This window comes from Mesorhizobium sp. M8A.F.Ca.ET.218.01.1.1, from assembly GCF_004791165.1.
GTDB lineage: Bacteria > Pseudomonadota > Alphaproteobacteria > Rhizobiales > Rhizobiaceae > Mesorhizobium.
Genome location: NZ_SRUZ01000006.1, coordinates 417,527 through 442,489 on the forward strand (window position 1 = coordinate 417,527; position 24,963 = coordinate 442,489).

Sequence of the window (24,963 nt, forward strand, 5' to 3'; positions counted from 1 at the left end):
GTTCCGATCGATCAGGCGCTTAACGGCGCGCCACGCCCGGCTCGATCCCCGACCTTGTTGTTCCGATAATCGACGCCAGCGGATAGAAGGCCAGCGCCTGCTCCTCGCAAGTGACCGCAACGACGTTGTTCGAGCGGTCGATGTCGAGACCCTTCGGGCCGCCTTCCTCGGCACTGGCCCTGCCTCGCAGAAAGGTCTCCTCGTCGAGCACGGTCACCGAGGCCGCGGGTGCTCGCTGGCCCCTCCAATCGCCGTCGCCGCCATAGACATGCACCATACGGCTGCCCGCGTCGGCGACGAGGATGTGCCGATCATCCGCTGTAAAGCGCACGCCGTGCGGATAGCCGGCGTGCTGCAGGACGCCGGCGGGTTCGCTGTCAGGCCCAAGCGAGGAGGACATGCGGTAGAGTTTTACATCCTGGGTGCCGTGGCTGCTGACGGCGATCCAGCCTCCGTCATGGCTGAGCGCAATGCCGTCGGGTATGTCGAGACCACGTTCGAGCAGCCGCTGGTTGCTCGTCGTGCGATAGCCGAGCCACCGGTTGACCACATGCCGGGTGACCAGATGCGTATAGTTGTTGCAGACCAGCAGGCTGACGCGGCCGCGCGACTCCGGCCTGACGGCAATCGAGCCCGGCGAATTCAGTTTGCAAGGCCGCCGGCCCTTTACCCGCCGAATGGCCGATATCTCGCGACTCTGGCCGGCTGGTTGCTCTCGAGGCAGGTTGAATATGGCGACCAGTCCATCGCGGTTGCCAATCGCCAGGGTGCGGTCATCGATGAAATCCAGGCCATGGATTTCGCCCATGTTGCCTGATGTCAGCTCCATGAAACCATGGATCGTGACATCGGGACCATCCGATCCGGCCTCGACGTCGATGCGCAGGACCAGCAGGCGCTTGCGCGCATAGCCGGCGATTGCCAGCAATCGATTGTCCGGTGAAAAGCGCAGGTCCTCCGTACGTCCGATCGCCGAAAGCGCCGCCCTCACCGCCGCGCTGGCCTTGAAAGCGATCCCCGGGATCATTTGCGACCCGCCCAGCGGATCGAACGCTGGAAGGGATCGAGAACCGTCCAACTGCTCGCTGTCCATTGACGACTGTCTGCCCCGCTTTGATGTCGCCGACTAAGCCCGATCGCGCGCTCGACGGTCAAGCGCAATGCAGGGGTTCCAGGCCATAACGGTTGGATATCCGCCGCCTTTGCGCTGACGCTGGTGCCCGATCCGCCATATGGTTGATGTCGCCGCCCAATCGGCGGCAGGCTCAGTTCTGCTGGATCGAAATGCCCTTGTCGTCGATCTTGAGTTCGACGCCTTTCGGCCTGGTCTGCTCGCGGTAGACGTAGACGCCCAGCGCGACGACCACGACGATGAGCGCGCCAATGATGAGATAGAGTGTGTTCTGCTTCATGGCGCGCCCTTTGTCGTGCCGAGCCTCATGCTCGTTTCAGGACCTTGACCAGAACCAGAAGGATGATGGCGCCGATCGTGGCGTGGATGATGGAGGCGATGATGCCGCCGCCGATCGAGAAGCCGATCCGTGGGAACAGCCAGCCGGCGATGAACGCGCCGACGATGCCAATGATGATGTTGCCGATCAGGCCGAAGCCGAAACCCGAAACGATGAGACCGGCGAGCCAGCCGGCGATGGCACCAATGATGATGAAGACGAGAAGGCTTTCGACACCCATAGCGGTTTCCTCCGAGCAAGAGGGCGAGCGCGGAGCGGAAGGCTCCGAATCGGCCTCGATATCAACGGCTTCAGGCTATGCGAAAGCACCCGGCCTAGCCAGCGGCGCGCTCACTGGTCGTCGTCGTCGCCGGCAGTGGGCCGCCAGCTGGTCGGCTCGACCTTCTTCTGGGTGTAGCTGTCGGTGTAGACCCACCAGCCGCCGTCGCGGTATTGCGCTATGGATTCATTGAGGACGCCGTCGCTGTCCTTCCAGGTGACGGTGACCTTGGAGCCGTCGGTCGGCGCGGTCGATATCGGCTTTCTGTCAGCCATCTCATCCCTTTTTCAGCTGTGGGCGAAGATATCCTCTTCGGCCCAGCCCATCAGGTCAAGCTTGGACCGGGTCGGCAGAAAGCGGAAACAGGCGTCCGCCTCCTTCGTGCGCCCCTCGCGCGCCAGCCGTCCGGCCAGCACGTCGCGCAACCGATGCAGATAGAGGACGTCCGAGGCGGCGTATTCGAGTTGCTCGGGCGACAGCGTTTCGGCCGCCCAATCCGACGATTGCTGCGCCTTGGACAAGCCTACGCCGAGAAGCTCGAAGCAGATGTCCTTCAGCCCGTGCCGGTCGGTGTAGGTGCGCGTCAGCCGCGAGGCGATCTTGGTGCAGAAAACCGGCTCGGGCATTACGCCAAACGCATTGTAGAGCACGGCGAGATCGAAGCGACCGTAGTGGAACAGCTTGGTGATGGTGCGGTTTCTCAACAGGCTGACAAGGTTCGGCGCCTTCTTCTGGCCCGGCGCGATCTGGATGACATCGGCGCTGCCGTCGCCAGGCGAAATCTGCACCACGCAGAGCCGATCGCGGTGCGGGTTGAGGCCGAGCGTTTCCGTATCGATGGCCACCGCCGCGACATTGTAGTGGGAGAGGTCAGGCAGATCGTTTTTATGGAAGCGGATATCGCTCATCGTCTTCTCCGGGTCGCGGCCTTCGGCGTCGCGCCTCCATCGAAGAAGCGCACACGCGCTCCAACACATTGCGCTGTCGACCCGTCCTCGCCGTGATCGGCGGAAAAATCAACAGAAAGTTGATTTTTCCGCTGTCCAGGGTTGTCCGCCTTACCGTGTCATAGCATCCAGAATGCGCGCCCATGAGCGCTGCCCCTTGTGGAAGGAGCTGAGCTCGTATTTCTCGTTGGGCGAATGGATGCGGTCGTCATCGAGGCCGAAGCCGACCAGCAGCGATTCCATGCCGAGATAGGTCTGGAAGTCGCCCACCACCGGAATGGAGCCGCCGCTGCCGGTCGTCACCGCGGGCTTTGGCCATTCGTCCGAGAGCGCGATCTTGGCCTTGGCCAGGAAAGGCGAGTCATAGGAAAGCTGGATTGCCGGTGAACCGCCATGGGCGTGGAATTCGACCGAACAATCGGCCGGGATACGCTCCTCGACGAATTTCTGGAAAGCCGCGCGGATCTTCTTTGGATCCTGCTTGTGAACGAGGCGGAACGAAACCTTGGCCGAGGCTTCCGCCGCGATGACAGTCTTGAACCCCTTGCCGGTATAGCCGCCGATGATGCCGTTGAACTCGGCGGTCGGCCGTGCCCAGGTCAGTTCCAGCACCGAGCGACCTTTTTCGCCCGACGGGATCGACAGGCCGACAGGTCCGAGGAATGTCTCGGCCGTCTCGCCCAGTGTCTCCCATGATTTCAGCACCTGCGAGGGCGTTTCCTCGACACCGTCATAAAAACCCGGAATGGTGATATGACCGTCCTTGTCGTGGATGTCGGCCAACACCTTGGCCAGGATGCGGATCGGGTTGGCTGCAGCCCCGCCATAGAGGCCCGAATGCAGGTCGCGGTCGGCGGCCTTCACCGTGATCTCCTCGCCGACCAGACCGCGCAGCCCGACGCAGATCGACGGCGTGTCTCGGTCCCACATGCTGGTATCGCAGACCAGCGCGAAGTCGGCCTTGAGTTCCTCGGCATTGGCCTCGAGGAACGGCTTCAGCGAGGGCGACCCGGATTCCTCCTCGCCTTCGAACAGGATGGTGACGCGGCACGGCAGACTGCCGTGCACCTGTTTCCACGCACGGCAGGCTTCGACGAAGGTCATCAGCTGGCCCTTGTCGTCGGCCGAGCCGCGCCCGGTGATGACCTTGTGACCAGGTCCGATCTCCTTGATCGCGGGGGCGAAGGGGTCGTTTTCCCACAGTTCGATCGGGTCGACCGGCTGCACGTCATAATGGCCGTAGAACAGCACATGCGGCGCGCCCGCCGGCCCGTCATGATGCGCAACCACCATCGGGTGTCCAGGCGTGTCGCGCACGCTGGCGTCGAAGCCGATCAGCTTGAGTTCCGCCACCAGCCATTCCGCCGCCTTGCGGCAGTCGGCGGCATAGGCTGGATCGGTGGAGATCGACTTGATCCCGAGCAGGCCGAAGAGCCGTTCCAGGCTTTGATCGAGATTCTTGTCGAGGCGGTCGAGGACAGGGGAAACTGCGGACATGTGCATAGCCTTTCGATTCAGTGCCGGAACCGTAAAGGCAGAGCGGCGAAACGAAAAGCCCGGGACAATTGGACCACGGCCCGCGCCGGCGGCCGCGGGCAAAAAAAGACCGCCGTGGTGGAGGGGGAACCACGGCGGTCTTGTACTCGAAACGATGCGGCAGCCCGGAGAGGGGGGATAGGCTGCCGCAGTTGTCCGGTATAGGCGGGGGACGGGCCTTGCTCCGGACTTCGGCGAAAACTGCCGATGACGTGTATTTGGGTCTCTGAACATGGCGATTCAAGGGCGTTAACGTTACACTTTTGTAACGTACCCGTGAGCGGCCCTGTATAACCCCGATCTGTCAGGGTTCCCGATCTGTCAGGGTGTTGACGGAACCTATGTCTGGCGATGTCTTTGGCATGGACCAAGCCATCGCGCCGCGCTATCCCTGCCGGCATGAAAAAAGGCGATCATCTCTTCCTCATTGACGGCTCTGGCTACATCTTCCGGGCCTATCACGCACTGCCGCCGCTGACCCGCAAGTCCGACGGCCTGCCGGTCGGTGCCGTTTCCGGCTTCTGCAACATGCTGTGGAAGCTGATGCAGGATGCCCGCAACACCGATGTGGGCATTGTGCCGACGCATTTCGCAGTCATCTTCGATTATTCCTCGAAAACCTTCCGCAACGACCTCTATCCCGAATACAAGGCCAACCGTTCGGCGCCGCCCGAGGATCTGATCCCGCAATTCGGCCTGATCCGCCAGGCAACCAGGGCGTTCAACCTGCCTTGCGTCGAGATGGAAGGCTTCGAGGCCGACGATCTTATCGCCACCTATTGCCGGCTGGCCTGCGAGGCCGGCGGCGACACCACCATCATCTCCTCCGACAAGGACCTGATGCAACTGGTTGGCGACACGGTGGGCATGTACGACCCGATGAAGGATCGCCAGATCGGCATCCCCGAAGTCATCGAGAAATGGGGGGTGCCACCCGAAAAGATGATCGACATGCAGGCGCTGACCGGCGACTCCGTCGACAATGTGCCTGGCGTGCCCGGCATCGGGCCAAAGACCGCGGCGCAACTGCTCGAGCAGTTCGGCGATCTCGATGGATTGCTCGCCCGAGCCGGCGAGATCAAGCAGGAGAAAAGGCGGGAATCGATCATCGCCAACGCTGACAAGGCACGCATCTCGCGCCAGTTGGTGACGCTGAAGAACGACGTGCCGGTGGCCGAGGGACTGGACGATTTCGTGCTGCATGCTCCCGACGGGCCGAAGCTGATCGGCTTCCTCAAGACCATGGAATTCACCTCGCTGACCCGCCGCGTGGCGGAAGCGACCGGCACCGAGGCCGGCGACGTCCAGGCCGTCGCGGTGACCGTCGAACGCGCCGACAACGCACATGGCCCCGACGTCGGGGCCGGAACGCCGCCCGTCGCCCGAAACGGGGCGGCCACCGAGCCGGGCCAGGCCGCTGAAGCCGAGACGGAGACGCCAAAAAAAGGTGACACCCCTTCCCTCCTGGCCGCATTGCGGCTGGAGGGCGCGGCGACCGCCAAGATCGATACTTCGGCCTATCAGTGCATCCGCGATATCGCGACGCTGAAAGCCTGGGTCGCCGAGGCGCGGGAGGCCGGTATCGCGGCCTTCGACGTCAGGGCCACCTCGACCGATCCGATGCAGGCCTCACTGATCGGCATGGCAATGGCCACGGCGCCCGGCCGCGCCGCCTACATCCCCTTCGCCCACAAGAGCGGCAATGGCGACCTGCTCGGCGGCGGCATGCTCGAAAACCAGATCCCGCTTCGCGAGGCGCTGGCGGTGCTCAAACCACTGCTTGAGGACGGATCGGTCCTCAAGATCGCACAGAACCTGAAATATGACCTGGTCATCATGAGCCGCTACGGCGTCGATGTCGCACCCTTCGACGACACCATGCTGATCTCCTACGTGCTCGACGCCGGCACCCCCCATGGCCACGGCATGGATGCCCTTGCCGACAAATGGCTTGGCCATACCCCCCTTCAACTCAAGGACGTGACCGGTTCCGGCAAGAGCTCTGTCGGTTTCGACCAGGTCGACATCGACAGGGCGACCGCTCACGCCGCCGAGGATGCCGACGTGACGTTGCGGCTGTGGCTGGTGCTGAAGCCGCGGCTTGCCGCCAAGGGACTGGTCTCGGTCTATGAACGCCTGGAGCGGCCGCTGGTGCCGGTGCTGGCGCGCATGGAACAGCGCGGTATCTCGGTCGACCGGCAGATCCTGTCCCGGCTGTCGGGGGAACTGGCGCAAGGTGCGGCCCGGCTGGAAGAGGAAATCTACCAGCTCATCGGCGAGCGCATCAACATCGGCTCGCCCAAGCAGCTCGGCGACATCCTGTTCGGCCGCATGGGGCTGCCCGGCGGCTCCAAGACCAAGACCGGCCAGTGGTCGACCTCGGCGCAGCTGCTCGAAGATCTCGCCGCCGAAGGTCACGAACTGCCGCGCAAGATCGTCGACTGGCGCCAGCTGACCAAGCTGAAATCGACCTACACCGATGCGCTGCCCGGCTTCGTCAATCCTGACACCAAGCGCGTCCACACCTCCTACGCGCTTGCCGCAACGACGACCGGCCGTCTGTCGTCCTCCGACCCGAACCTGCAGAACATTCCGGTGCGCACGGCTGAAGGGCGCAAGATCAGGACCGCCTTCATCACCGACAAGAGCCACCGGCTGGTTTCAGCCGACTACAGCCAGATCGAACTGCGCGTGCTCGCCCACGTCGCCGAAATCCCGCAATTGCGCCAGGCCTTTGCGGATGGCGCGGACATCCATGCCATCACCGCGTCTGAAATGTTCAACGTGCCCGTGGAGGGCATGCCATCGGAAGTGCGCCGCCGCGCCAAGGCGATCAATTTCGGCATTATCTACGGCATCTCGGCCTTTGGCCTCGCCAACCAGCTGTCGATCCCGCGCGAGGAGGCGAGCGCCTATATCAAGAAATATTTCGAGCGCTTCCCCGGCATCCGCGACTATATCGAGGAGACCAAGGCCTATGCCCGCGAGCACGGCTTTGTCGAAACGATCTTCGGCCGCCGCATCCACTATCCCGACATCAGGTCGTCGAACCCGTCACTGCGCGCCTTCAACGAGCGCGCCTCCATCAATGCCCGCCTGCAGGGCACCGCCGCCGACATCATCCGCCGCGCCATGATCCGCATGGAGGAAGCCTTGGACAAGGCCAAGCTGTCCGCCCGCATGCTCCTGCAGGTGCATGACGAACTGATCTTCGAGACGGTCGAGGCGGAAGTCGAGGCGACGATCCCGGTCGTGCGCCACGTCATGGAAAACGCCGCGATGCCCGCGGTCTCGATGTCGGTGCCGCTGCATGTCGACGCCCGTGCCGCCAACAACTGGGACGAGGCGCATTGAGGTGGACATATACCTCACCTATCGCGGCCAAATCCCCTCGAAAGCAAGCAGTCTTGATGCGGTCTGGAACATGCGAAAGAGCTTTCACCGGCAATTGGAGACACTATGGGGCAAAGAGCCATTTGCGGTTCTGAAAAGATGGGAAGATTCAAATTTCGCAGCACAGGCACCAAATTTTTTACGCTCGATCGGTGACCAGGTATTCGTCCCATTTTATGGGGAGGCGGTCGGCGTAGGTGTAAGATTGGAGATCAAACTACTGACAGGCTTGCCCCAGCAGGCAGTCATAAGCAGCGGCGATTTGGACAATCGGGTAAAGCGAATAATCGACGCATTACGCGCACCCACTCAAAAAGGTGAGATTGTAGCGAACCTGGAACCAAATTCGCGATGGTACTGCGTTATGGATGATGACAGCTCTGTAAAAGAAGTAACTGCGTCGCTGGCACCATACTTGGACTCCAACGACCCGAGCGAATCTTTCGTGTTCGTTAGAGTGAGAACCTCTCCGACTGCCGTCACATTTGCAAACGTAGCTATGCTGTTTTAGCAAGTATACGCGGCGCTCTAGGCGGCCTCAGCGCGGCATTTCGCGCACGTCCCGCGAAATTCGATCACCGCCTTCCTGGCGGCGAAGCCGGTCGAGTTGACCCATTCGTTCAGCCGGTGGTCGACGTCGTGGTCCGACATCTCCGTCACCTGCCCGCAGCTGTCGCAAATGGCGAAGGCGGTCATCGAGTGGCTGTGGTCGTGCGGCTCGGCGCAGGCGACGAAGGAGTTGATGCTCTCCAGCCGATGCACGAAGCCTGACTTCACCAGCGTGTCGAGCGCCCGATAGACCTGCAGCGGCGCCCGAAAACCGCGCTCGCGCAGCTGATCAAGCAAGGTGTAGGCGCTGAGCGGCCCGCTGGCGGTCTCGAGTTTCTCGAGCACGCACAACTGGTTTTTCGTCAGCACATCCCTTGCCGCCATGGTTCTGTTCCAGCCTGCCCTGCGCCATCCCAAGGCTGTTTGCTCACGCAAACGGCCTGATCCCATTCAGATAGCGACGAACCGCCTTCTTTGCTACTCTTCTGTTGCTGTCCCGAGCCGATCGATGACATGCCGACACATTGGTGATGGCAGGCTTGATGACGGAGCGACATTCAAAATACTGCCAAAATCCTCGACGAGGATGGTCTCGCTTGGGAAATTCGATCGGGCTTGGGGAAGCGACATGATCAAATTGACACGCCGGAGGCTGCTTGTCGGCACGTCCGCGCTGGTGGCTGCCGGCACGGTTTCGTTCCGGGCTTTGGCCGCGTCGCGCACCTACCATGCGCTGCTCGTCGCCTGCACCGAATATCCGGCCTTGCCGCAGAGAAACTGGCTGATCGGGCCGAAGAACGATGCCGGCCTGGTGCACGAATACCTTCTGAAGAACGTCCCCGATCCGGTGCGCTTCGCGCCGGAAAACGTCACGCTGTTGGCCAAGGACGTGCCCGGCGCCAAGGGTTTGCCGACCCATGCCGCGATCAAGACGGCACTGGCCGATCTCGCCGCCAAGGTTCGGCGCGACGACTTCGTCTACCTGCATCTGTCCGGCCACGGCGCCCAGCAGCCCGAGAGGGTCAAGGGCGACGAGACCGACGGACTCGACGAAATTTTCCTGCCCGTCGACATCGAGAAGTGGATCAACAGGGATGCCGGCGTTCCGAACGCGCTGGTCGACAACGAGATCGGCGATGCGCTCGATGCCATCCGCGACAAGGGCGCCTTCGTCTGGGCGGTGTTCGACTGCTGCCATTCCGGCACCGCCACCCGCGCCGTCGATGTCGATGACGAGCTGGAACGCAAGGTCGAGTTCGCCGACCTGGTCGGTGGCGACGAGGCGGCCAGGGCGGCAGCCGTCAAGGCGTATGACAACACCGTTGCAAGCGCATCGCGCGGCCTCGACGAGAATGGCCAGCGCAAACCGGCCTTCAACCTGACGCCGACTGGCGGCGAGCCAATCACCAAGGGCAAACTGGTCGCCTTCTATGCCGCGCAGACAGTCGAGACGACACCGGAGATGCCGCTGCCCAAGGGCACGGCCGACGCGCCACGCTTCGGCCTCTTCACGTTCACCATCCTGTCGAAGCTCGCCGAAAATCCCAATGTCACCTATCGCCAGCTTGGCCAGGCCGTGCTGCAGCAATATTCGGCCGACAGCCGTACCCGGCCGACGCCGCTGTTCGAAGGCGAACTCGACGCGCGCGTCTTCGGCACCGACAAGACGGATGCGGTCATGCAATGGCCCATTATCGTCAAGGACGGCGAGGCGACGATCGGCGCCGGCCTGCTGCATCGCCTCACGCCGGGCAGCAAGCTCGCCATCCTGCCGTCGGCGCTGTCGTCGCTATCCGACGCCGTCGGCTATCTCGAAGTGGAATCGGCCAAGAACCTGGAGAGCCGGGTCAAGCCGGTCGATTTCGACAAGAAGCCCGCACTCAAGGTTGCCGATATCCCCGCCAATGCGTATGCCCGGGTGGCGGAGATCGCCGTCGACTACATGCTCGCCGTTGCACGGCCGGCCGCGACCAAGGGATTGGAGACGGAAACGGCACTCGTCAATTCGGTTCTCGACGAACTTGCAGCGGCCAAGGAGACCGGCTTCAACATCGAACTGGTCGATCCGGGCAAGAGCGCCGAACTTCGCTTCGCGGTGATGCGCGAGAATGCCATTGCCGGCGCCGACGGGAACGCGACCGACAAGCCGGCCCTGTGGTTCCTGCCGGCTTCGGGCGACGTGACCTTGAAGGATGGCGGTAGGCCGCCGCTGATCATCATCCACCCCGACGACCGCCAGAAGCTTGTCGATGCGACGGTAAGGAATTTGCGCACCATCTTCCGGGCCACCGGTCTTTCCAGGCTGGCGGCCGCCTCCGACTACAAGCCAGAGGACGTCGACGTGCAATTCCAGGTCAAGCGTCGTGACAAGGACGGGCTGGAGCCGTTGCAGGCCTCGGTGGTGCCACGCGTCTCGCCCGGCGACGAGGTGCATGTGCTGGCGAAGAACAGGTCGGACCAGCTGGTCGACATCAATGTGCTCTATGTCGGCAGCGATTATTCGATCACTCACATCGTTGCCGAGCGCCTCGCCCCGCAGGCTACCGTCGAGGAAGGGTTGCTCGCCTTCACCGACACCAGCTTCGGCATGGAGCGGATGATCGCGGTGCTGACCGAGGCGCCGCCGGAAAGCGAAAAGGAGGATCTGAGCTTTCTGGCGCAGGACGGTGTCGCGTCGATGACGCGCGGGATAGGCTCCGCCAGCTTCTCCGACATGCTTGCCGATATCGGCGTGGCGCCGTCGACCCGATCGGTGATGCGGCTTGCCGACAAGAGCGGCCCGAGGGGAGCGGTGATGATCTTCCCGATGGAGACGGTGCCGCGCGCCTGAGAATCCAGGCGGGGGTGTTCATGGCCAGGCCTTGCACTGCCGGCACGATGGGGTGAAAACTTTTAGCCGCAGCGTCGGGAGATGACACGGCCGGCGCAATGGATGGGGTGGTTCGTGAGCTATAGCCTATTTTCCTGGAGTGCCACGGTTGGCGGCATCGCCGCCGGCCTGCTGCTGGTTGCCGACGCGTCGGCACAGGACGCCTGCGGCCTCTGCGCCAAGCAGGTGGTCATCAATTCGGAACTGGCGACCTGCTTTCTCGACCAGTACGACCAGATCGCCAAGGCCAGCAGCGACGCGATCGTCGTCGATCTCTCGGGCTGCGCCTCGCGCGGCATCGTCGAGGCCTTGCCGTCGCCGAACAAGGCCCCGGCGGAACCGGACGTGCAGTTCATTGTCTCGCGCCCGCAACTGGCGTGCCTGAAGAAGCAGCTCGAAGCGCCGGGCGTCGTGCTCGATCCCTCCGCCACCATCGAACTGGATAGCTGCAAATGAAGAAGCCGGGGGGCACGACGAAGCAGGCAGCAGCAGTGACACCGGCAAAGGACGCGGCTGCGAAGCAGGCGCTGCCGGAAACCACCGAAGGCTTCCCGTGGCCGAGCAGCCATGAGATCAAGAAGGAAAGCAACCCCTTCACCGACCGCGACTGGCGCATGCTGGTCTATGCCTGGTCGGGCATGCTGGTGCGCTTCGCCATCATCTTCACCTTGGCATTCTCGGTCTATCAGTTCCTGGCCAATCAGGAGCAGAAGCGCGTGGAGCAGACCATGTCCCTGGTCGAGCTTTGGGAGACAAAGGATTATCAGCAGGCGCAACGAGCGCTCAAGGATCGCCTCGCGGCCCTCAATTCCAAATACGACAATCTGCTCAGCGCCAACCCTTCGCCGACCGAGGAGCAGGTATTCCGGCAACGTATCGGCATCGAGGCGATGAGCGCTTCCGGTGGCGACATGCCGCTCGCCGACTTCGGCGAGAATTTCGACCGCATCGTCTATTTCCTCAACCGGCTGTCCTTCTGCGTCGATGGCGACCTGTGTTCGCGCAAGGTGACCGACGCCTATTTCCGCGACTATGCCGTCTCCTTCTGGAGTTACTTTGCCGGCTATGTCGACAAACAGCGCAAGGCCGGCTCCCCCACTTTCGCCACGGCGATCGAAGCCTATGTGCGCAGCGGGCGACCGTCGGCTGAAGCCAAATAACGATGACAAGGATGAGCCTCCGCCTCATGCGTGCCTTCCGCTGGCTCGCCATGGCTGGAGCCTTGGTCGCCGCGTCGGTCGCCCGTGCCGAGGACGCCCCGGATTTCCACCTCGATCTCGACACTGGCGGCCACAGCGCGCGGGTCACCGATCTCGCCTTCACGCCCGATGGCGAGAATCTCGTCTCGGCCTCCGACGACAAGACCATCCGTATCTGGGACTGGCAAAACGGCGTCAGCCTGCGCACCATCCGTGGCTATCTCGGCAACGGCAACGACGGCAAGATCTTCGCGGTCGCGGTCTCGCCGGACGGCAAGACGATCGCCGCCGGCGGCTATTTCGGCGCTGGTCTCGGCGACAGGCCGCCCTATGGCGACATCAGGCTGTTCGACTTCGCCACCGGCAAGATGAAGGCCGTACTCAAGGCAGCCGACTACGCGACCTATGACCTTGCCTTCTCTCCCGATGGAAAGATGCTGGCCGGCGGTGGCGCCGATGGCGTCGTCTATCTCTGGAGGCTGGACGACAAATCCACGGCCGGATGGACGCTGGACAAAAAGCTCGACGCCGATTCCTGGCATATCGACAAACTGGCTTTCGCCGCGGTGGGAACCCGACTGGCGGCGACAACGACGGACAATGGCATCCGGCTCTGGGACATCACGAAGGGCGAGCAGATCGCCTTACCGGCCGAAGCGGAGCAGCTGCGGGACGTCAGCGTCATGGCGCTGGCCGTTTCGCAGGACGGCAGCCAGTTTGGCACCGGCAGCAAGGACGGGCAGGTCCAAATCTGGCGTGCGGCTGACGGCACTCTGGTGCGCGCCATGCCGAAGCAGGATTTCCTCATCGGTTCGCTGACCTTCGCCAAGGGGTCACGTCTGATCGCTTCCTGCGGCTACCGCTGCGCCAACAAGCACCGCTCCATCGTCTGGAACACCGACACTGGAGACAAGCTGCTCGACTATGCCGGCCATGACGGCACAGTCTACGCCAGCGCCGCCAATGCCGACGGGTCGCTGGTGGCGACGGCCGGCGGTACCCGCAACGCCATCCAGGTCTGGGACCCGGCGACGGGTGAACGCAAGGCCCTGCTGCAAGGATCGGGGGAGCCGGTGACCGCGGTCGGCATCGACGCGGCGAACGGCATCATCGGCTGGGGCGATGCCAACCCCTGCCCCGAGCGCGTCGCCTGCCCGGAACAAATGGGCGCGCTGGAAAAGAAGCTGGAACTGCCGACCGCCGAGCGGTTCTTCGACGACCCCCAGCTGCTGACGGAGCAAAACTCGTTTGCCCGCGCCACACTGACCAGCGGCCAGTGGTCGCTGCACGCCACGGTCGGCGGCAAGGACGCGCTGGAAAACGCAGTGCTGGAAATCGCCAATGGCGGTAAGGTCGTGCGCACGATCGAGAACGACGCCACCAACGGCTTTGCCCATTCCGCCTTCACGCTGATCGACAACGGGCTTGGCCTGATCACCGGCGGCAATGACGGCACGCTGCTGGAGTACAAATCCGCGACCGCCAGGGTATCAGGTGAATTCACCGGCCACACCGGCGAGGTCAACGCTATGGTCGCCTCCGAAAAGGCCAGCCTGCTGGTCACCGGCAGTGCCGACCAGACGCTCCGGCTCTGGAACCTGAAGACGCACGAACTGATCGTGTCGATGTTTTTTGCCGGGTCGCAATGGATCGCCTGGATGCCGCAGGGCTATTACTATTCCTCCGACGAGGGCGACAAGCTGATCGGCTGGCACGTCAACCAGGGTCGCGACCATGAAGGCCGCTTCATCCGCGCCGGCCAGCTGAAGAAATACCTCTGGAGCCCGGAAATGGTGCGCCGCGCCATCATCCTGCGCAGCGCCAGGCAGGCGGTCAAGGAGATGCGGCCCGGCGTCGACGACGAGTTGCAGAAGCTTCTCCAGCGCAAGCCGCCGGAGTTCGGCATCCGCCTCGCCGGCGATCAGAGCAAGGTGCGAGACGGCTACGTCGCGGTCGAAATCACGGGCGCCAGGGAGGCTGGCGCTGATGCCGCCGGCTTCTCGATCCTTTCGAACAGCCGCAATGTCGGCGACGTCACCGCCCGCTCGGTGGACGGCAACAACACCATCGTCGAGGTTCCGGTCGAGGATGGCCAAAACACCATTCGCATCACCGGCACCAATGAATACGGCTATCTGACCGAGCGCAGCGTGACGACGCTGGCAAGGAAGGCCGAGAAGGCCCAAGCCAAGGGCAAGCTCTATGTCGCGGTCATCGGTGTCGACAAATACCCGTTCCTGACCGATGCCTGTTCCGGCCACGCCTGCGACCTGCGCTACCCCGTCGACGATGCCACCGAGTTTCTCAAGGTGGTTGCGCAGAAGTCGGCGCCGCTGTTCTCGTCGATGGAATCGCTGGTGCTGGTCAACCGCCAAGCGCTCGACGAGAGCCCCGACAAGGCGCAGCAGACCTACACCGTCGCCAGTGCCGGCAGCATCATGGAACCGGACTCGCACACGATCGATGACCAGCTCGCCGATTTCCTCGACCGGCCTGGCGAGCACGACACCACCATCATCTTCGTAGCCGGCCACGGCATCAACATCGACGAGGATTACTATTTCATCCCGACCGATGGCCGCAAACAGGACGCCGAGCGCTGGAAGCGCTCTTCGCTGGTGGATTGGTCCGACATCCAGAAATCGGTCGAGCGGGCCAAAGGCATGCGCTTCATGCTGCTCGACACCTGCCACGCCGCCAACGCCTTCAATCCGCGGCTGGAAAAGGATGCGCAGGACGCGCGCATCGTCGTCTTCTCGGCCACCGCCGCCAACAACACCGCCGCCGAATTGCCCGAACTCGGCCACGGCGTCTTCACCTATTCGATCCTCGAGGGCCTGCGCGGCAAGGCGAGAACCCCGGATGGCGGCGTCACGCTGTTCGGGCTGGCCGATTTCATTTCGCACGAGGTGGTGCGGCTGACCGCTTCGAAGCAGAAGCCGTTCTATTATGTCGGCGGCGTGGAAAACATCGTGCTGGCCGAGCCGTGACCATCAAACGTCGGCGCCAAGGGACCCCCCTCTGTCCTGCCGGACACCTCCCCCTCAAGGGTGGAGATCAGCTGTTTCCTGGCTTTCGCCAAACCCTGGCGTTGAGAAAGAGAGCGCCGCCAATGAAGCTGCCAATCTCCCCCCTTGAGGGGGAGATGTCCGGCAGGACAGAGGGGGGCCGACTGGGCGCCGACATTTTGCAGATCTTGGCAGCCCTCCTGTTCACCCTCCTCCCCCTGCCCGCCTTCACCGCACCCGTCATCTGCCCGTCCGGCAGCTCAAACTTCCCGCCCTTCTACGACGACGCCAAGCTGTTCGAGAATGCCATCGCCAGCGCGGCCGAGGTCCAGCCATCCAATCAGCGACTGACCGGCATCACCGTGCCGCATCATCTCCTGGCCGCCGACCTGGTGGCGCTGGGTTTTCATGCCGCCTCGGGCTTCCGCTACAAACGCATCGTCATCCTGTCGCCGGACCATTTCCACAAGACGCACAAGCTCTACGCCACCACGGCGCGCGGCTTCGATACCGTGCTTGGTCCGGTCAAGGCCGACACCGATGCCGTGCGGCTTCTGGAGAAGAACAGCGACATGGTCGAGGAGTCCTGCCTGTTCGACAAGGAGCATGGCGTACGTGCCATGCTGCCTTTCCTGCACCACTATTTCCCCGAGGCGAAAATCGTGCCGGTGGCGATGTCGGTGAAGGCGCGGCGCCGCGACTGGGACAGGCTTGCCGAGGCACTTAAGACAATTGTCGACCACGACACGCTGATCGTCGAATCCACCGACTTCTCGCACTATCTGCCGCAGCATGAGGCACACCGTTTCGACCAGCAGTCGCTCAACATGCTGGCCGCCAGCTCGCTCGACGGCATCGCGGCACTGCGCCAGCCCGATCATGCCGATTCGGTCGGCGCGCTCTACATCCAGACCAGGCTGCAGCGCGAATTGTTCGGCGCCCTGCCGCTGGTCGTCGCCAATGAGAACTCGCAGGAACACACATCGGATTATGTCGAGCGCACCACCAGCTATGTGGTGGCGCTGTTCGGCGCTTTCGGCCCCGACTTCAACAACCCCACACGGCCCAAGGACAAAATCTATTATCTCGCCGGCGACGTGAATTTCGGCCGCGCCATGAAGAAGATTTTGGTCCGCGACGGTGTTGCCGACCGCATCGTCGACAGCATCCTGTCGCTGACCAACTCGCGGCCGCTGATCGTCAATCTCGAAGGCGTCATCCTGCCCAACGTGCCGGAGGCGATCGACGATATGACGCTGGCGATGCCGGAGGGCCTCGCTGTCGACATGCTGAAGCGGCTGCATGTCGCCGGCGTGAGCCTCGCCAACAACCATGCCTACGATCTCGGCCCGTCCGGCTATGCCGAGACGCTGCAGGCGCTGGACGAAGCCGGCATCCCCCATGTCGCCCAGGGCGAGACGCTGGCGCTCGCCGATCTCGACCTGGTCGGCCTGACCGACATCGACACCAACGGCTCGAAGAACACCGACCTGCTCACCCCTGCCTTGCTCGACCGCCTGCTGCACGAAAATGCCGAACGCCCGGTGGTCGCCTTCGTCCATTGGGGCCGCGAATACAAGACCGAGCCGTCGGCGCGCGAAGAGATGCTCGCCGACCAGATGCGGCTGCGCGGTGTGTCGGCCATCGTCGGCGGCCATCCGCATGTGTCGAGCGAGGCAATCGTGCCGCTCGGCGGCGGCGATGTGGCTGAAGTCTATTCGCTCGGCAATTTCCTATTTGACCAGAAGGCGGAACGCTCGTCCGGATCGATGCTGGAACTGCGCGTCTTTCCCCAGGGCACGATCTTCGCCCGGCTCATTCCCCTGCCCAACTATTTCGAGATGGGCCGCAAATAGCCGTTCCTGGATCAGGATGCGCCAGGCTTAAGATCGGGCCGGCATCACCTGAATATCGATACGTCCTAACCGCTGCAGCCGACCATGTCGCGTGGCAGATAACACGCCGCCGGCTCGGTCTTGGTCTCGAACAGCGACCGCTTTGGCTTGAAATAGAAGAAGGTCACCGGCTTGCTCTCGCGAACGCTGCCATCGGCGAAATGCGCGGCGATGCTGAAGTTGTGGATGGACGACATCGACGACCACATCTTCAGCCGCGCCGTATAGGCGCTGATGTTCTTGTTGCCGCGCACCGGCATGGCGATCGTGTAGTCGTGCTTGCCGATTGGAAACTCGATGTTCTGGTAGCGCATCGCTTCCGGTGTGCCGCCACCGCCATCGCCGCATTCGGCCATCGATTCCGGGGTCTCGAAAACCGCCACGGTCACCGAGGTGCGAAACGGCTCGCTGTTCTGATTGATATGACCTTCGTCATCTGTCCAGGAATAATCGAGCTTGCCGATCGCATTCAGTGTCATCGCCTGCTGCATATTGCCGAGATAGTCGGCGACCTCGCCGAACTTGATCTTGTTGGCCAACTGACTGCGGCAGACATTGAGACTGTCCACCGACGGACAGGGAAACCGCCCCGTCTCCAGGCTGGCGGTGTCGACGCCGGCTTCAGTGAGCACGCTCTTGATCGACACGTCGACGCCCTCGCCGAAACTGCCAATGTCCTTGCTGAACATACGGCTTGGCTGGCCGCTGGGATTGCCATCCTCGTCCACGGTCGTGAACTGGATGGACATTTTCATGTCCTTGGCGTCGCCCCAGCCATTGTTGATGATCGAGAAATCCGGCCGGAAGCCGACACAGCCGAAATGCTCCGATATCGACAGCATCGGCTTGCGGTAGGCATCGCTCGAGGCGACCTTCATTTCCAGCCGGTCGAGCCTGACTTTGGATTGGTCCGTCGTTTTGAGGTCGACCTCGGCGAAGGCCGGCGCTTCGTCCCAGTCCTTGCGGCCAAAGACATTGCTGGTCGTAACCTGCCCGGTGCCGTTCCAGCTGTCATTGTCCTCATCCGCCTGCGGATAGATCGCGATGTCCTCGTCGCGCACCAGGTGCTGGTACTGCATGTCGGATTGCTGCGTCATACGTTGATCCACCACGACCCCGATCTCGACCTTGTCGGCGTCGCCGCCGCCGGTCTGCGCCTTCAAAAGGCCGCCGACCCGGGCATCGGCCAGCACGTCTGGACGCGAGCTGCCGACCTCCTTGCCCATCACCCATTGCGATTGATAGACCGTGCCGCCGGCGAGCCGGGTCCGACCCTTGCCGTTCTTCAATCCGTCGACAAAGGAGCCGGCGAATATTTCGCCGGTCTTCGACATGAGCCGGCCTTCGCCATTCGCGACGCCAGCGACGAACTGGCCTTCATAGCGGTTGCCCTCGGCATCGATATGGATGCCCTTTCCGTTGAATTCTCCCTCAAGCCACAGCCCGTCGAAGACCTCGCCCGAACGAAGCTCGAGCCGCCCTTGCCCATCCAGCCGGCCGTTCCTGACGGAGCCAAAATAACTGGAATAGACGGTCTTCGGGTCATAGTTCGCAGAGCCGCGCACGCGCCAGACCAGGCGGCCCTTGCCGTTGACGGTGCCGTCTTCGGCGATCGTCCGATCGGGAGACTGGCCAGCGGCCGGCTCCCAGGTGAAGTCGAGATTTTTTTCCGGTTGGAAATCCCACACCCGCACCATCCTGCGCAGCACCGAACGCGTCCGGCTCTGATAGAGGACCTGCACGCGCTCCGCCCAGGCGCCGGCTGGCTGCGAACTGCCTCCGTTGGCGAAGGCCTGTCCGGTAAGAGATGCCGACAACATCAACGCCGCCAGCAGGGGAGCGGCAGCCATTGCCCTCATTGCGAAGATTCCTGGCCTTGCCATATCCCACCCCTCAACGCCCAACCCCTTGGATGACCAAGCGTAATCGTGGCGGTGGGCTGGCGCAAGTGACGGCTCCGACCGTGCACGCCATCGCATAGAAAACCGGCGGCGGGAACGTCCCGCCGCCGGTTCTTTGTTTCTCTGTCGCGGCACGCGCCGCGACCGTCGGCAGCCGTCATTTGTAGAGGCTGTTGATCCACTGGACGTTGGCGGCGTTCAGGCGCACGGCGGTGTTGGCCTCAGGGCTTTCCGCCACGTTGACGCCGGTAATGATGCGCTGCTTGGACTTGGTGTCATAGGCATAGACCGAGCTGCCGCTCGACCCCGGGAAAGTATCGCAGTCATACTGGAAATACTCCGGAGCGATGTTTTCGGCATGGACTTCGCAGCTCGCCTTCCACATCGTACCCATCGGCTTGTCGCCGGGATAGCCGACGAGGTTGGCGGTGAAGTCGCCGAGATCGTCATAGTTGGCGTAGCCCAGCCAGCCGAGATTGGTGCCGACATCCTGCTTCAGCGTGATGATGCCGAGATCCCACGGGATCACCGAACCGTAATAGCCCTGGTAGTTGTCGATGAAGCCCTGCAGCACATAGGCGCTTTCGTATTCGAAGGCGCCGAACGGAGCGTCATCGGCGGTGCTGCCATTGAGGCCCGGCACGAACAGGTAGTCGGACAGCCAGTCCTTGTCCTCGTGGCTGTAGAGACAGTGCGCGGCGGTGAGCACGGTGCGCGGGCCGATCAACGTTGCCGAACAGCTGCCATAGCCGGTCTTCGACTTGGCTTCGAGATAGCCGATTGCCGAGAACGGATAGGTCTTGGTGTTCTTGACCTGCTCACGATCGTCGGTGCCGAAAACCTGACGTCCGGCTTCGCCTTCGCCAAGGTCAGGATCCTCGGTCTTGCGCGGGTCGCCCTCGGCGCCATTGGCCGGCGCATTCAGTTCCTTGATGATGATCTCCCGCAGCGCTTCGCTCGGTTCGATCTTGATCTCCTTGCCATCGGCTGAACGTCCGACGATGCCATAGGATTTGACAGCCGCTTTCTCGTCGGTGATCGGCGCGGCGCGGTTGTCTTCGTCAGTCAGCGTCGGCGGCGCGATCGGCTTGGCCCGCCCGGGCTTGTAGTCGCCCGAAGTCACGTCCCGCATGCTTTCGCCATTGCCGGCACTGGCGGAGCCAGGATCGGCGGCGAAAGCAGGGACTGCCGACATTGCGGTGGAAAGCAATGCGGAAGCAATCATAAGCTTTGTCAGTTTTGTCATGGTGAGACTCTCCCAAAAGTCAGCAAGGACTGGATCAAAATACAGAAATATTGTCGAGATCGTGGTGGTGCTGAAAAATCGGCAAAGGCTATCGGCGAACGTACCGGATCGTTGTTTGCCTCGGTCAATCTAAAGCCCCCGCCTAAGACCCTGCCGCGACATACTGCCTAAAATAATCCAAAATTGGCAATGATAAATCGCTTCCACGTAGCCCGTGGGGGGCTATAGAGTTTTGTGCGGGTTCTGCTCGCGGGCACGGTTAGCAAAAGTGGGATTCGGTTTTGTGACCGATCGCGCGCCGTTCGATAGGGTGCGTGTCCGGATCGCCGAACCGGCGGCCTCTGGTTGCACAATGCCCGGCGTCGATCCGCGCGGGAGAATTGTCTCAGGAGGGGGTTCGGGTGCACATCACAAATCGGTTCGGGCAGGTCGTTGCCGCATCGCTGCTTGGCATCGCCGCTGCCGTTGCATTCATCAACGCCGGCCAGGCGGACGAGGCCGCCGTCAGGCCGGAAGCGGCCGTTTCGCCGATGCAGCGGGTGACCGATGCCAGGGCCAAGGCAGCGGCGGAGAACCCCGACGGCACCGATCGCGTCTATGGCGGCAATCAGGCTGAAAAGGGCGCCTATCCTTTCCAGGTGGCACTCCTCACCACCGCCAGGCTGGACGAGAATCCGGCCTCTCAGGCCAACGCGCAGTTTTGCGGCGGCAGCCTGATCGCGCCGCAATGGGTGCTGACGGCTGCGCACTGCCTCAACGACAAGGGCCGCCCGATCTCGCCCGATTCCGTCACCGTGCTGACCGGTGCCACGGATCTCAGCGAAGGCAAGCGGCACAAGGTTGTCGAAGTCATCGTCAACGAGGGCTACAGCGAACAGACGCTCGACAACGATCTCGGCCTGCTCCGGCTCGCCGACCCGGCCGATGCGCCGACCATCAAGCTTACCCATGACGCGACACCAGACACCGGCAAGACCACCGTCACCGGCTGGGGCAAGATGCAGGACGGCACCTTCCCGACCACGCTGATGGTCGCCGATCTCGACCTGCAGCCAAACAGCGCCTGCAACAGCGGCATCAAGGCCATCTATGCCCATGACCTGAAAGCGGCTCTCGGAGACCTGTCGCACCGCATGCGCTATTCGGAAAAGGGCATCGATGCCGCGGCCAATGCGATTGCCGCCGACATGACCGATCCGCTGACCAGCAACATGATCTGCGCCGGCACCACGAGCGGCGTGCGTGACGCCTGCAATGGCGACAGCGGCGGACCGCTGTTCATGACCGGCGCCGGCGGCCCGATCCAGGTCGGCGTCGTCAGTTGGGGCGAAGGCCCGGCCGATGGCAGCGCTGCCTGCGGCCACAAGGACGCCTATGGCATCTACACGCGGCTGGCCAACTACACCGGCTGGATCGAGGCCAAGATGAAGACATCCGCCCCGGCGCCCGAAAAGCCCAAGGCTGGGCTCGGTACCGCCCAGAAGCCAAAGTCGCCCTGAAGCGACCGCTTCGGATTGCCACGGGAAACGGTGGGAACATCCCGCCGTTTTTGTTTGCCGGCTTACCGAGCGAGCCTATTTCCTTGGCGGACCTTTGCGCTCGGCGGAGGCCGCCCACAGATTGATGTCGGACTCGCGCGCGTAAGTATCGATCTCGGCCAATTCGGCGTCGCTGAAATCGAGCACCTTGAGCGCGCCGACGCAATCCTCGACCTGCTCGGGCCGGCTGGCGCCTATCAGCGCCGACGTCACCTTGCCCTTGCGCAACACCCATGCCAGCGCCATCTGCGCCAGCGTCTGGCCGCGTTTGCCGGCAATCGCGTTGAGCGACTTGATGTTGGCAATGGTGCGATCGTTGATGAAAGCCGTCTTCAGCGACTTGCCCTGGGAGGCCCGGCTGCCATCGGGAATGCCGCCGAGATATTTATCGGTCAGCATGCCTTGCGCCAGCGGCGAAAACACGATGGAGCCGACGCCGAGCCCTTCGAGCGTGTCGAGCAGCCCGTCCTCCTCGACCCAGCGGTTCAACATCGAATAGCTCGGCTGGTGGATGACACAGGGCGTGCCCAATTGCCTCAATATGTCGGCGGCCTCGCGGGTGCGCTGCGAATTGTAGGACGAGATGCCGGCATAGAGCGCCTTGCCCGAACGCACCGCATGGTCGAGCGCGCCCATGGTTTCTTCGAGTGGCGTGTCGGGATCGAAACGGTGCGAATAGAAGATGTCGACATAGTCGAGCCCCATCCGCTTCAAGCTCTGGTCGAGGCTGGCCAGCACGTATTTGCGCCCGCCCCATTCGCCGTACGGACCGGCCCACATCTCGTAACCGGCCTTGGTCGAGATGATCAGCTCGTCGCGATAGGCGGAAAAATCGGTGCGCAGGATCTCGCCGAAAGCGGTCTCCGCCGAGCCGGGCGGCGGACCATAATTGTTGGCGAGGTCGAAATGGGTGATGCCGAGGTCGAAAGCCTTGCGGACGATGGCCTGCTTGGTCCGATGCGGCGTGTCGTTCCCGAAATTGTGCCACAGCCCGAGCGAGATCGCCGGCAGCTTGAGGCCGGACCGCCCGCAGCGGTTGTAGATCATGTTTTCGTAGCGGTTTTCAGCGGCGATATAGGGCATGGGAAATCCTCGGATCTGAACGGACAGGGCACCGTCATCGCAGAGGCGATGAACGTGCCCGTACGCCATCCTTTACCCCCTCCCCGGAGGAACGGGGAGAGGGCAAGCAAAATTATCGATAATCTCCGCGACTACTTCTTCTTGGCCAGGAGATCCTTGGCTTGCTTGACGCCAAGCGCGGCCGGACGCTCGCATGTGGTCTGCATGGCGACGAACTTGCCGGTTTCGCCGGAGCGCAGGAGGCCAGTCATGACATCGACGGCATGCAGCGCGAGTTCCATCGAGCAGCGGTGCGGCCGCCCCTCGGCGATCGCCAGCGCCATGTCGGCCAGGCCCGCCGTGCGGTAATTGGCCATCATGCCTTGGCCGTGCATCTCATTGGGGATGCCCAGCGGATGCTTCCATTTCGGCTGCTTCTTGACCGGTTTTCCCTCTTCGGTGAAGCGAACGTCGCCGCCGAAGAAGTTCGGATCCGGCACGAACACCGTTCCGGCCTCGCCATAAAGCTCCATCGGCGCGTGGCCGTGAGCCCAGACGTCCCAGCTTGTGTTCAGCGTCACCACGGCGCCGTTCTCGAATTCCAGCAGGCCGTGAATGGTGGTCGGCGTGTTGACCGGGATTTTTTCACCCGCTCGCGGCTTGGAACTGATTGTCCGTTCCTTGGCGGGGGTCGTCGCGAAAGCCGCCACCTGCTTCACCGGCCCGATCAGCTGGATGAGATTGGTGATGTAGTACGGTCCGATGTCGAGCACCGGCCCGGCGCCCGGCTGGAAAAAGAAGTCCGGATTGGGGTGCCAGTGTTCCATGCCATGGCCCATGACATGGCAGGTGCCGCTGGTGATCCGGCCGAGCTTTCCCTCGTCGATCAGTTCACGCACCAACTGGTGCGCGCCGCCGAGAAACGTGTCCGGCGCCGAGCCGATGCGCAGCCCCTTCTTCTCGGCCCGCGTCTTGAGGTCCTGGCCCTCCTTGAGCGACAGCACGAACGGCTTTTCCGAATAGACGTGCTTGCCGGCATCGAGCACCTGCTTCGACACCTCGTAGTGCACGGCCGGAATGGTCAGGTTGACGATGATGTCGATATCGTCGGCCTTGAGCAGATCCTCGACGGTTTCGGCACGGAGCTTGAATTCCTTCGCCCGTGCCCTGGCCGCGTCCATGTTGATGTCGGCGCAGGCGCGCATCTCGATGCCGCGAAACAGCGGCGCCAGCGAGAAATACGCCTTCGAGATGTTGCCGCAGCCGATGACGCCAATACCCAGTTTCTTTGCCATGGTGGTTGTTCCTAGTAGCTCTTGACGGTTGCGATCGAGCGGCGGGCGAAGCGCTCGATGTCGTTGGGATTGTCCTGTTCCATGACAAAGTATTTCGCCGCGCTCTTGGCCCGCAACACCTTGATCAGGTCCGCCCAGTCGATCGTGCCGTGGCCGACATCCGACCAGCCATCCTCATCCAGCCCCTCACCCGGCTTCGCCATGTCCTTGACATGCACGGCGACGATGCGCTTGCCGTGCTTTTCGATCCAGGGCAGCGGGTCGGCGCCGCCGCGCACCACCCAGGCAACGTCCATTTCCCAGCCAATGTCGGGGGCGGAGGACAGGATATGATCCTGCGGCAGCGAGCCGTCGGCGAGCGCCTTGAACTCGAAATCATGGTTGTGCCAGGCAAAACCATAGCCGGCCTTCGAGGCCACCTCGCCGACCTTGGCCAGGCGCTCGCCGAAGCCGCGCCAGCCGGCGGTATCGGATGGCCTGTCCTCCGCCATCAGATAGGGGCAGATCAAGAGCTTGACGCCGAGCGTTTCGGCGATCCGGCGCACGCCGTCGAAATCCTTCTCCAGCGCATCGATGGAAAAATGCCCGGTCGGCATGGCAAGGCCGTTCTTGTCGAGTTCGGCGCGGAAGGCCTTGGGATCGTCATAGACGCCGCCGAAGCCTTCGACCTCGGCGTAACCGAGCTTGCCGAGCATTTCGAGCACATCGGTCCAAGGCAAGAAATTGCGGGCGCTATAAAGTTGGAATGACCAGTTCATCGTCTCTGTCCGTTCTGCTTGGGGATTGTCTTTGGG

Annotated in this window: 20 protein-coding genes; 8 read left to right on the plus strand and 12 right to left on the minus strand. The window is 62.8% G+C overall.

What is annotated here, in order from left to right; all coding sequences use genetic code 11:
- Positions 1-19: 19 nt before the first annotated feature.
- The 6 genes from EN861_RS23295 to EN861_RS23320 form a co-directional block, all read right to left on the minus strand.
- Positions 20-1,027 (minus strand): hypothetical protein, encoded by a 1,008-nt coding sequence (locus tag EN861_RS23295; RefSeq protein WP_135865781.1) that lies wholly within the window; start codon positions 1,025-1,027, stop codon positions 20-22.
- Between the two features lie 238 nt (positions 1,028-1,265).
- Complete coding sequence (locus EN861_RS23300; protein WP_127277481.1) at positions 1,266-1,412, minus strand: hypothetical protein; 147 nt, start codon at positions 1,410-1,412, stop codon at positions 1,266-1,268.
- Positions 1,413-1,437: 25 nt separating this feature from the next.
- Positions 1,438-1,692, minus strand: coding sequence for a GlsB/YeaQ/YmgE family stress response membrane protein (locus tag EN861_RS23305; protein WP_127277483.1), 255 nt, complete (start codon positions 1,690-1,692; stop codon positions 1,438-1,440).
- A 110-nt stretch (positions 1,693-1,802) separates the two neighbouring features.
- Positions 1,803-2,006, minus strand: a complete 204-nt coding sequence (locus tag EN861_RS23310) for a hypothetical protein (protein WP_127277485.1) — start codon at positions 2,004-2,006, stop codon at positions 1,803-1,805.
- Between the two features lie 12 nt (positions 2,007-2,018).
- On the minus strand, positions 2,019-2,639 hold the full coding sequence (locus EN861_RS23315; protein WP_127277487.1) for a ribonuclease D: 621 nt from the start codon (positions 2,637-2,639) through the stop codon (positions 2,019-2,021).
- Positions 2,640-2,789: 150 nt separating this feature from the next.
- Positions 2,790-4,181, minus strand: coding sequence for a M20/M25/M40 family metallo-hydrolase (locus tag EN861_RS23320; protein ID WP_189343706.1), 1,392 nt, complete (start codon positions 4,179-4,181; stop codon positions 2,790-2,792).
- Between the two features lie 432 nt (positions 4,182-4,613).
- Here EN861_RS23320 and polA point away from each other — a divergent pair, with 432 nt between their 5' ends.
- Both polA and EN861_RS23330 read left to right on the plus strand, forming a co-directional pair.
- Positions 4,614-7,568, plus strand: coding sequence for a DNA polymerase I (polA, locus tag EN861_RS23325; protein ID WP_167531309.1), 2,955 nt, complete (start codon positions 4,614-4,616; stop codon positions 7,566-7,568).
- Between the two features lies 1 nt (position 7,569).
- Positions 7,570-8,118 (plus strand): hypothetical protein, encoded by a 549-nt coding sequence (locus EN861_RS23330; RefSeq protein ID WP_127277492.1) that lies wholly within the window; start codon positions 7,570-7,572, stop codon positions 8,116-8,118.
- Positions 8,119-8,135: 17 nt separating this feature from the next.
- Here the strand turns inward: EN861_RS23330 and EN861_RS23335 are convergent, their stop codons facing one another.
- A complete protein-coding gene (locus EN861_RS23335) occupies positions 8,136-8,540 on the minus strand; it encodes a Fur family transcriptional regulator (RefSeq protein ID WP_127277494.1) in 405 nt (134 codons plus the stop codon).
- A 244-nt stretch (positions 8,541-8,784) separates the two neighbouring features.
- On the opposite strand from EN861_RS23335, the gene EN861_RS23340 reads away from it, so the two are divergent.
- The 5 genes from EN861_RS23340 to amrB all read left to right on the plus strand — a co-directional run bounded on the left by EN861_RS23340 (position 8,785) and on the right by amrB (position 17,088).
- Positions 8,785-10,986 (plus strand): caspase family protein, encoded by a 2,202-nt coding sequence (locus tag EN861_RS23340; protein WP_245464313.1) that lies wholly within the window; start codon positions 8,785-8,787, stop codon positions 10,984-10,986.
- A 114-nt stretch (positions 10,987-11,100) separates the two neighbouring features.
- Entirely contained in the window at positions 11,101-11,481 is a 381-nt protein-coding gene (locus EN861_RS23345; RefSeq protein WP_127872351.1) for a hypothetical protein, read from the plus strand.
- Complete coding sequence (locus tag EN861_RS23350; RefSeq protein ID WP_127281257.1) at positions 11,478-12,185, plus strand: hypothetical protein; 708 nt, start codon at positions 11,478-11,480, stop codon at positions 12,183-12,185. Before EN861_RS23345 ends, EN861_RS23350 begins: the two co-directional genes overlap by 4 nt.
- Positions 12,186-12,196: 11 nt before the next feature.
- On the plus strand, positions 12,197-15,214 hold the full coding sequence (locus EN861_RS23355) for a caspase family protein (protein WP_245511770.1): 3,018 nt from the start codon (positions 12,197-12,199) through the stop codon (positions 15,212-15,214).
- 155 nt (positions 15,215-15,369) lie between these two features.
- The gene (gene amrB, locus EN861_RS23365) at positions 15,370-17,088 is read left to right on the plus strand and encodes an AmmeMemoRadiSam system protein B (protein ID WP_135865785.1); all 1,719 of its coding nucleotides are present in this window, start codon (positions 15,370-15,372) and stop codon (positions 17,086-17,088) included.
- Between the two features lie 65 nt (positions 17,089-17,153).
- Here the strand turns inward: amrB and EN861_RS23370 are convergent, their stop codons facing one another.
- Positions 17,154-18,986 (minus strand): hypothetical protein, encoded by a 1,833-nt coding sequence (locus tag EN861_RS23370; RefSeq protein WP_245511771.1) that lies wholly within the window; start codon positions 18,984-18,986, stop codon positions 17,154-17,156.
- A 199-nt stretch (positions 18,987-19,185) separates the two neighbouring features.
- On the minus strand, positions 19,186-20,274 hold the full coding sequence (locus EN861_RS23375) for a serine protease (RefSeq protein ID WP_127872349.1): 1,089 nt from the start codon (positions 20,272-20,274) through the stop codon (positions 19,186-19,188).
- A 401-nt stretch (positions 20,275-20,675) separates the two neighbouring features.
- Here EN861_RS23375 and EN861_RS23380 point away from each other — a divergent pair, with 401 nt between their 5' ends.
- Positions 20,676-21,773 (plus strand): trypsin-like serine protease, encoded by a 1,098-nt coding sequence (locus EN861_RS23380; RefSeq protein ID WP_127280604.1) that lies wholly within the window; start codon positions 20,676-20,678, stop codon positions 21,771-21,773.
- 75 nt (positions 21,774-21,848) lie between these two features.
- Here EN861_RS23380 and mgrA read toward each other — a convergent pair whose 3' ends face one another.
- From mgrA to EN861_RS23395, 3 genes are all read right to left on the minus strand, one after another.
- Positions 21,849-22,895 (minus strand): L-glyceraldehyde 3-phosphate reductase, encoded by a 1,047-nt coding sequence (gene mgrA, locus EN861_RS23385; protein WP_127280603.1) that lies wholly within the window; start codon positions 22,893-22,895, stop codon positions 21,849-21,851.
- Between the two features lie 131 nt (positions 22,896-23,026).
- Positions 23,027-24,169, minus strand: coding sequence for a Gfo/Idh/MocA family oxidoreductase (locus EN861_RS23390; protein WP_127872346.1), 1,143 nt, complete (start codon positions 24,167-24,169; stop codon positions 23,027-23,029).
- 11 nt (positions 24,170-24,180) lie between these two features.
- Positions 24,181-24,927 carry a sugar phosphate isomerase/epimerase gene (locus tag EN861_RS23395; protein ID WP_127277060.1) on the minus strand — a complete coding sequence of 249 codons (747 nt, stop codon included), beginning with the start codon at positions 24,925-24,927 and terminating at the stop codon, positions 24,181-24,183.
- Positions 24,928-24,963: the final 36 nt, after the last annotated feature.

Coding starts and splice junctions, on each gene's coding strand:
- EN861_RS23310 (WP_127277485.1), bottom strand. CDS start 2,006: ATGGCTGACAGAAAGCCGATATCGACCGCGCCGACCGACGGCTCCAAG.
- mgrA (WP_127280603.1), bottom strand. CDS start 22,895: ATGCCCTATATCGCCGCTGAAAACCGCTACGAAAACATGATCTACAAC.
- EN861_RS23355 (WP_245511770.1), top strand. CDS start 12,197: ATGAGCCTCCGCCTCATGCGTGCCTTCCGCTGGCTCGCCATGGCTGGA.
- EN861_RS23395 (WP_127277060.1), bottom strand. CDS start 24,927: ATGAACTGGTCATTCCAACTTTATAGCGCCCGCAATTTCTTGCCTTGG.
- EN861_RS23390 (WP_127872346.1), bottom strand. CDS start 24,169: ATGGCAAAGAAACTGGGTATTGGCGTCATCGGCTGCGGCAACATCTCG.
- EN861_RS23305 (WP_127277483.1), bottom strand. CDS start 1,692: ATGGGTGTCGAAAGCCTTCTCGTCTTCATCATCATTGGTGCCATCGCC.
- EN861_RS23350 (WP_127281257.1), top strand. CDS start 11,478: ATGAAGAAGCCGGGGGGCACGACGAAGCAGGCAGCAGCAGTGACACCG.
- EN861_RS23315 (WP_127277487.1), bottom strand. CDS start 2,639: ATGAGCGATATCCGCTTCCATAAAAACGATCTGCCTGACCTCTCCCAC.
- polA (WP_167531309.1), top strand. CDS start 4,614: ATGAAAAAAGGCGATCATCTCTTCCTCATTGACGGCTCTGGCTACATC.
- EN861_RS23295 (WP_135865781.1), bottom strand. CDS start 1,027: ATGATCCCGGGGATCGCTTTCAAGGCCAGCGCGGCGGTGAGGGCGGCG.
- EN861_RS23335 (WP_127277494.1), bottom strand. CDS start 8,540: ATGGCGGCAAGGGATGTGCTGACGAAAAACCAGTTGTGCGTGCTCGAG.
- EN861_RS23320 (WP_189343706.1), bottom strand. CDS start 4,181: ATGCACATGTCCGCAGTTTCCCCTGTCCTCGACCGCCTCGACAAGAAT.
- EN861_RS23300 (WP_127277481.1), bottom strand. CDS start 1,412: ATGAAGCAGAACACACTCTATCTCATCATTGGCGCGCTCATCGTCGTG.
- EN861_RS23375 (WP_127872349.1), bottom strand. CDS start 20,274: ATGACAAAACTGACAAAGCTTATGATTGCTTCCGCATTGCTTTCCACC.
- EN861_RS23370 (WP_245511771.1), bottom strand. CDS start 18,986: ATGAGGGCAATGGCTGCCGCTCCCCTGCTGGCGGCGTTGATGTTGTCG.
- EN861_RS23340 (WP_245464313.1), top strand. CDS start 8,785: ATGATCAAATTGACACGCCGGAGGCTGCTTGTCGGCACGTCCGCGCTG.
- amrB (WP_135865785.1), top strand. CDS start 15,370: ATGTCCGGCAGGACAGAGGGGGGCCGACTGGGCGCCGACATTTTGCAG.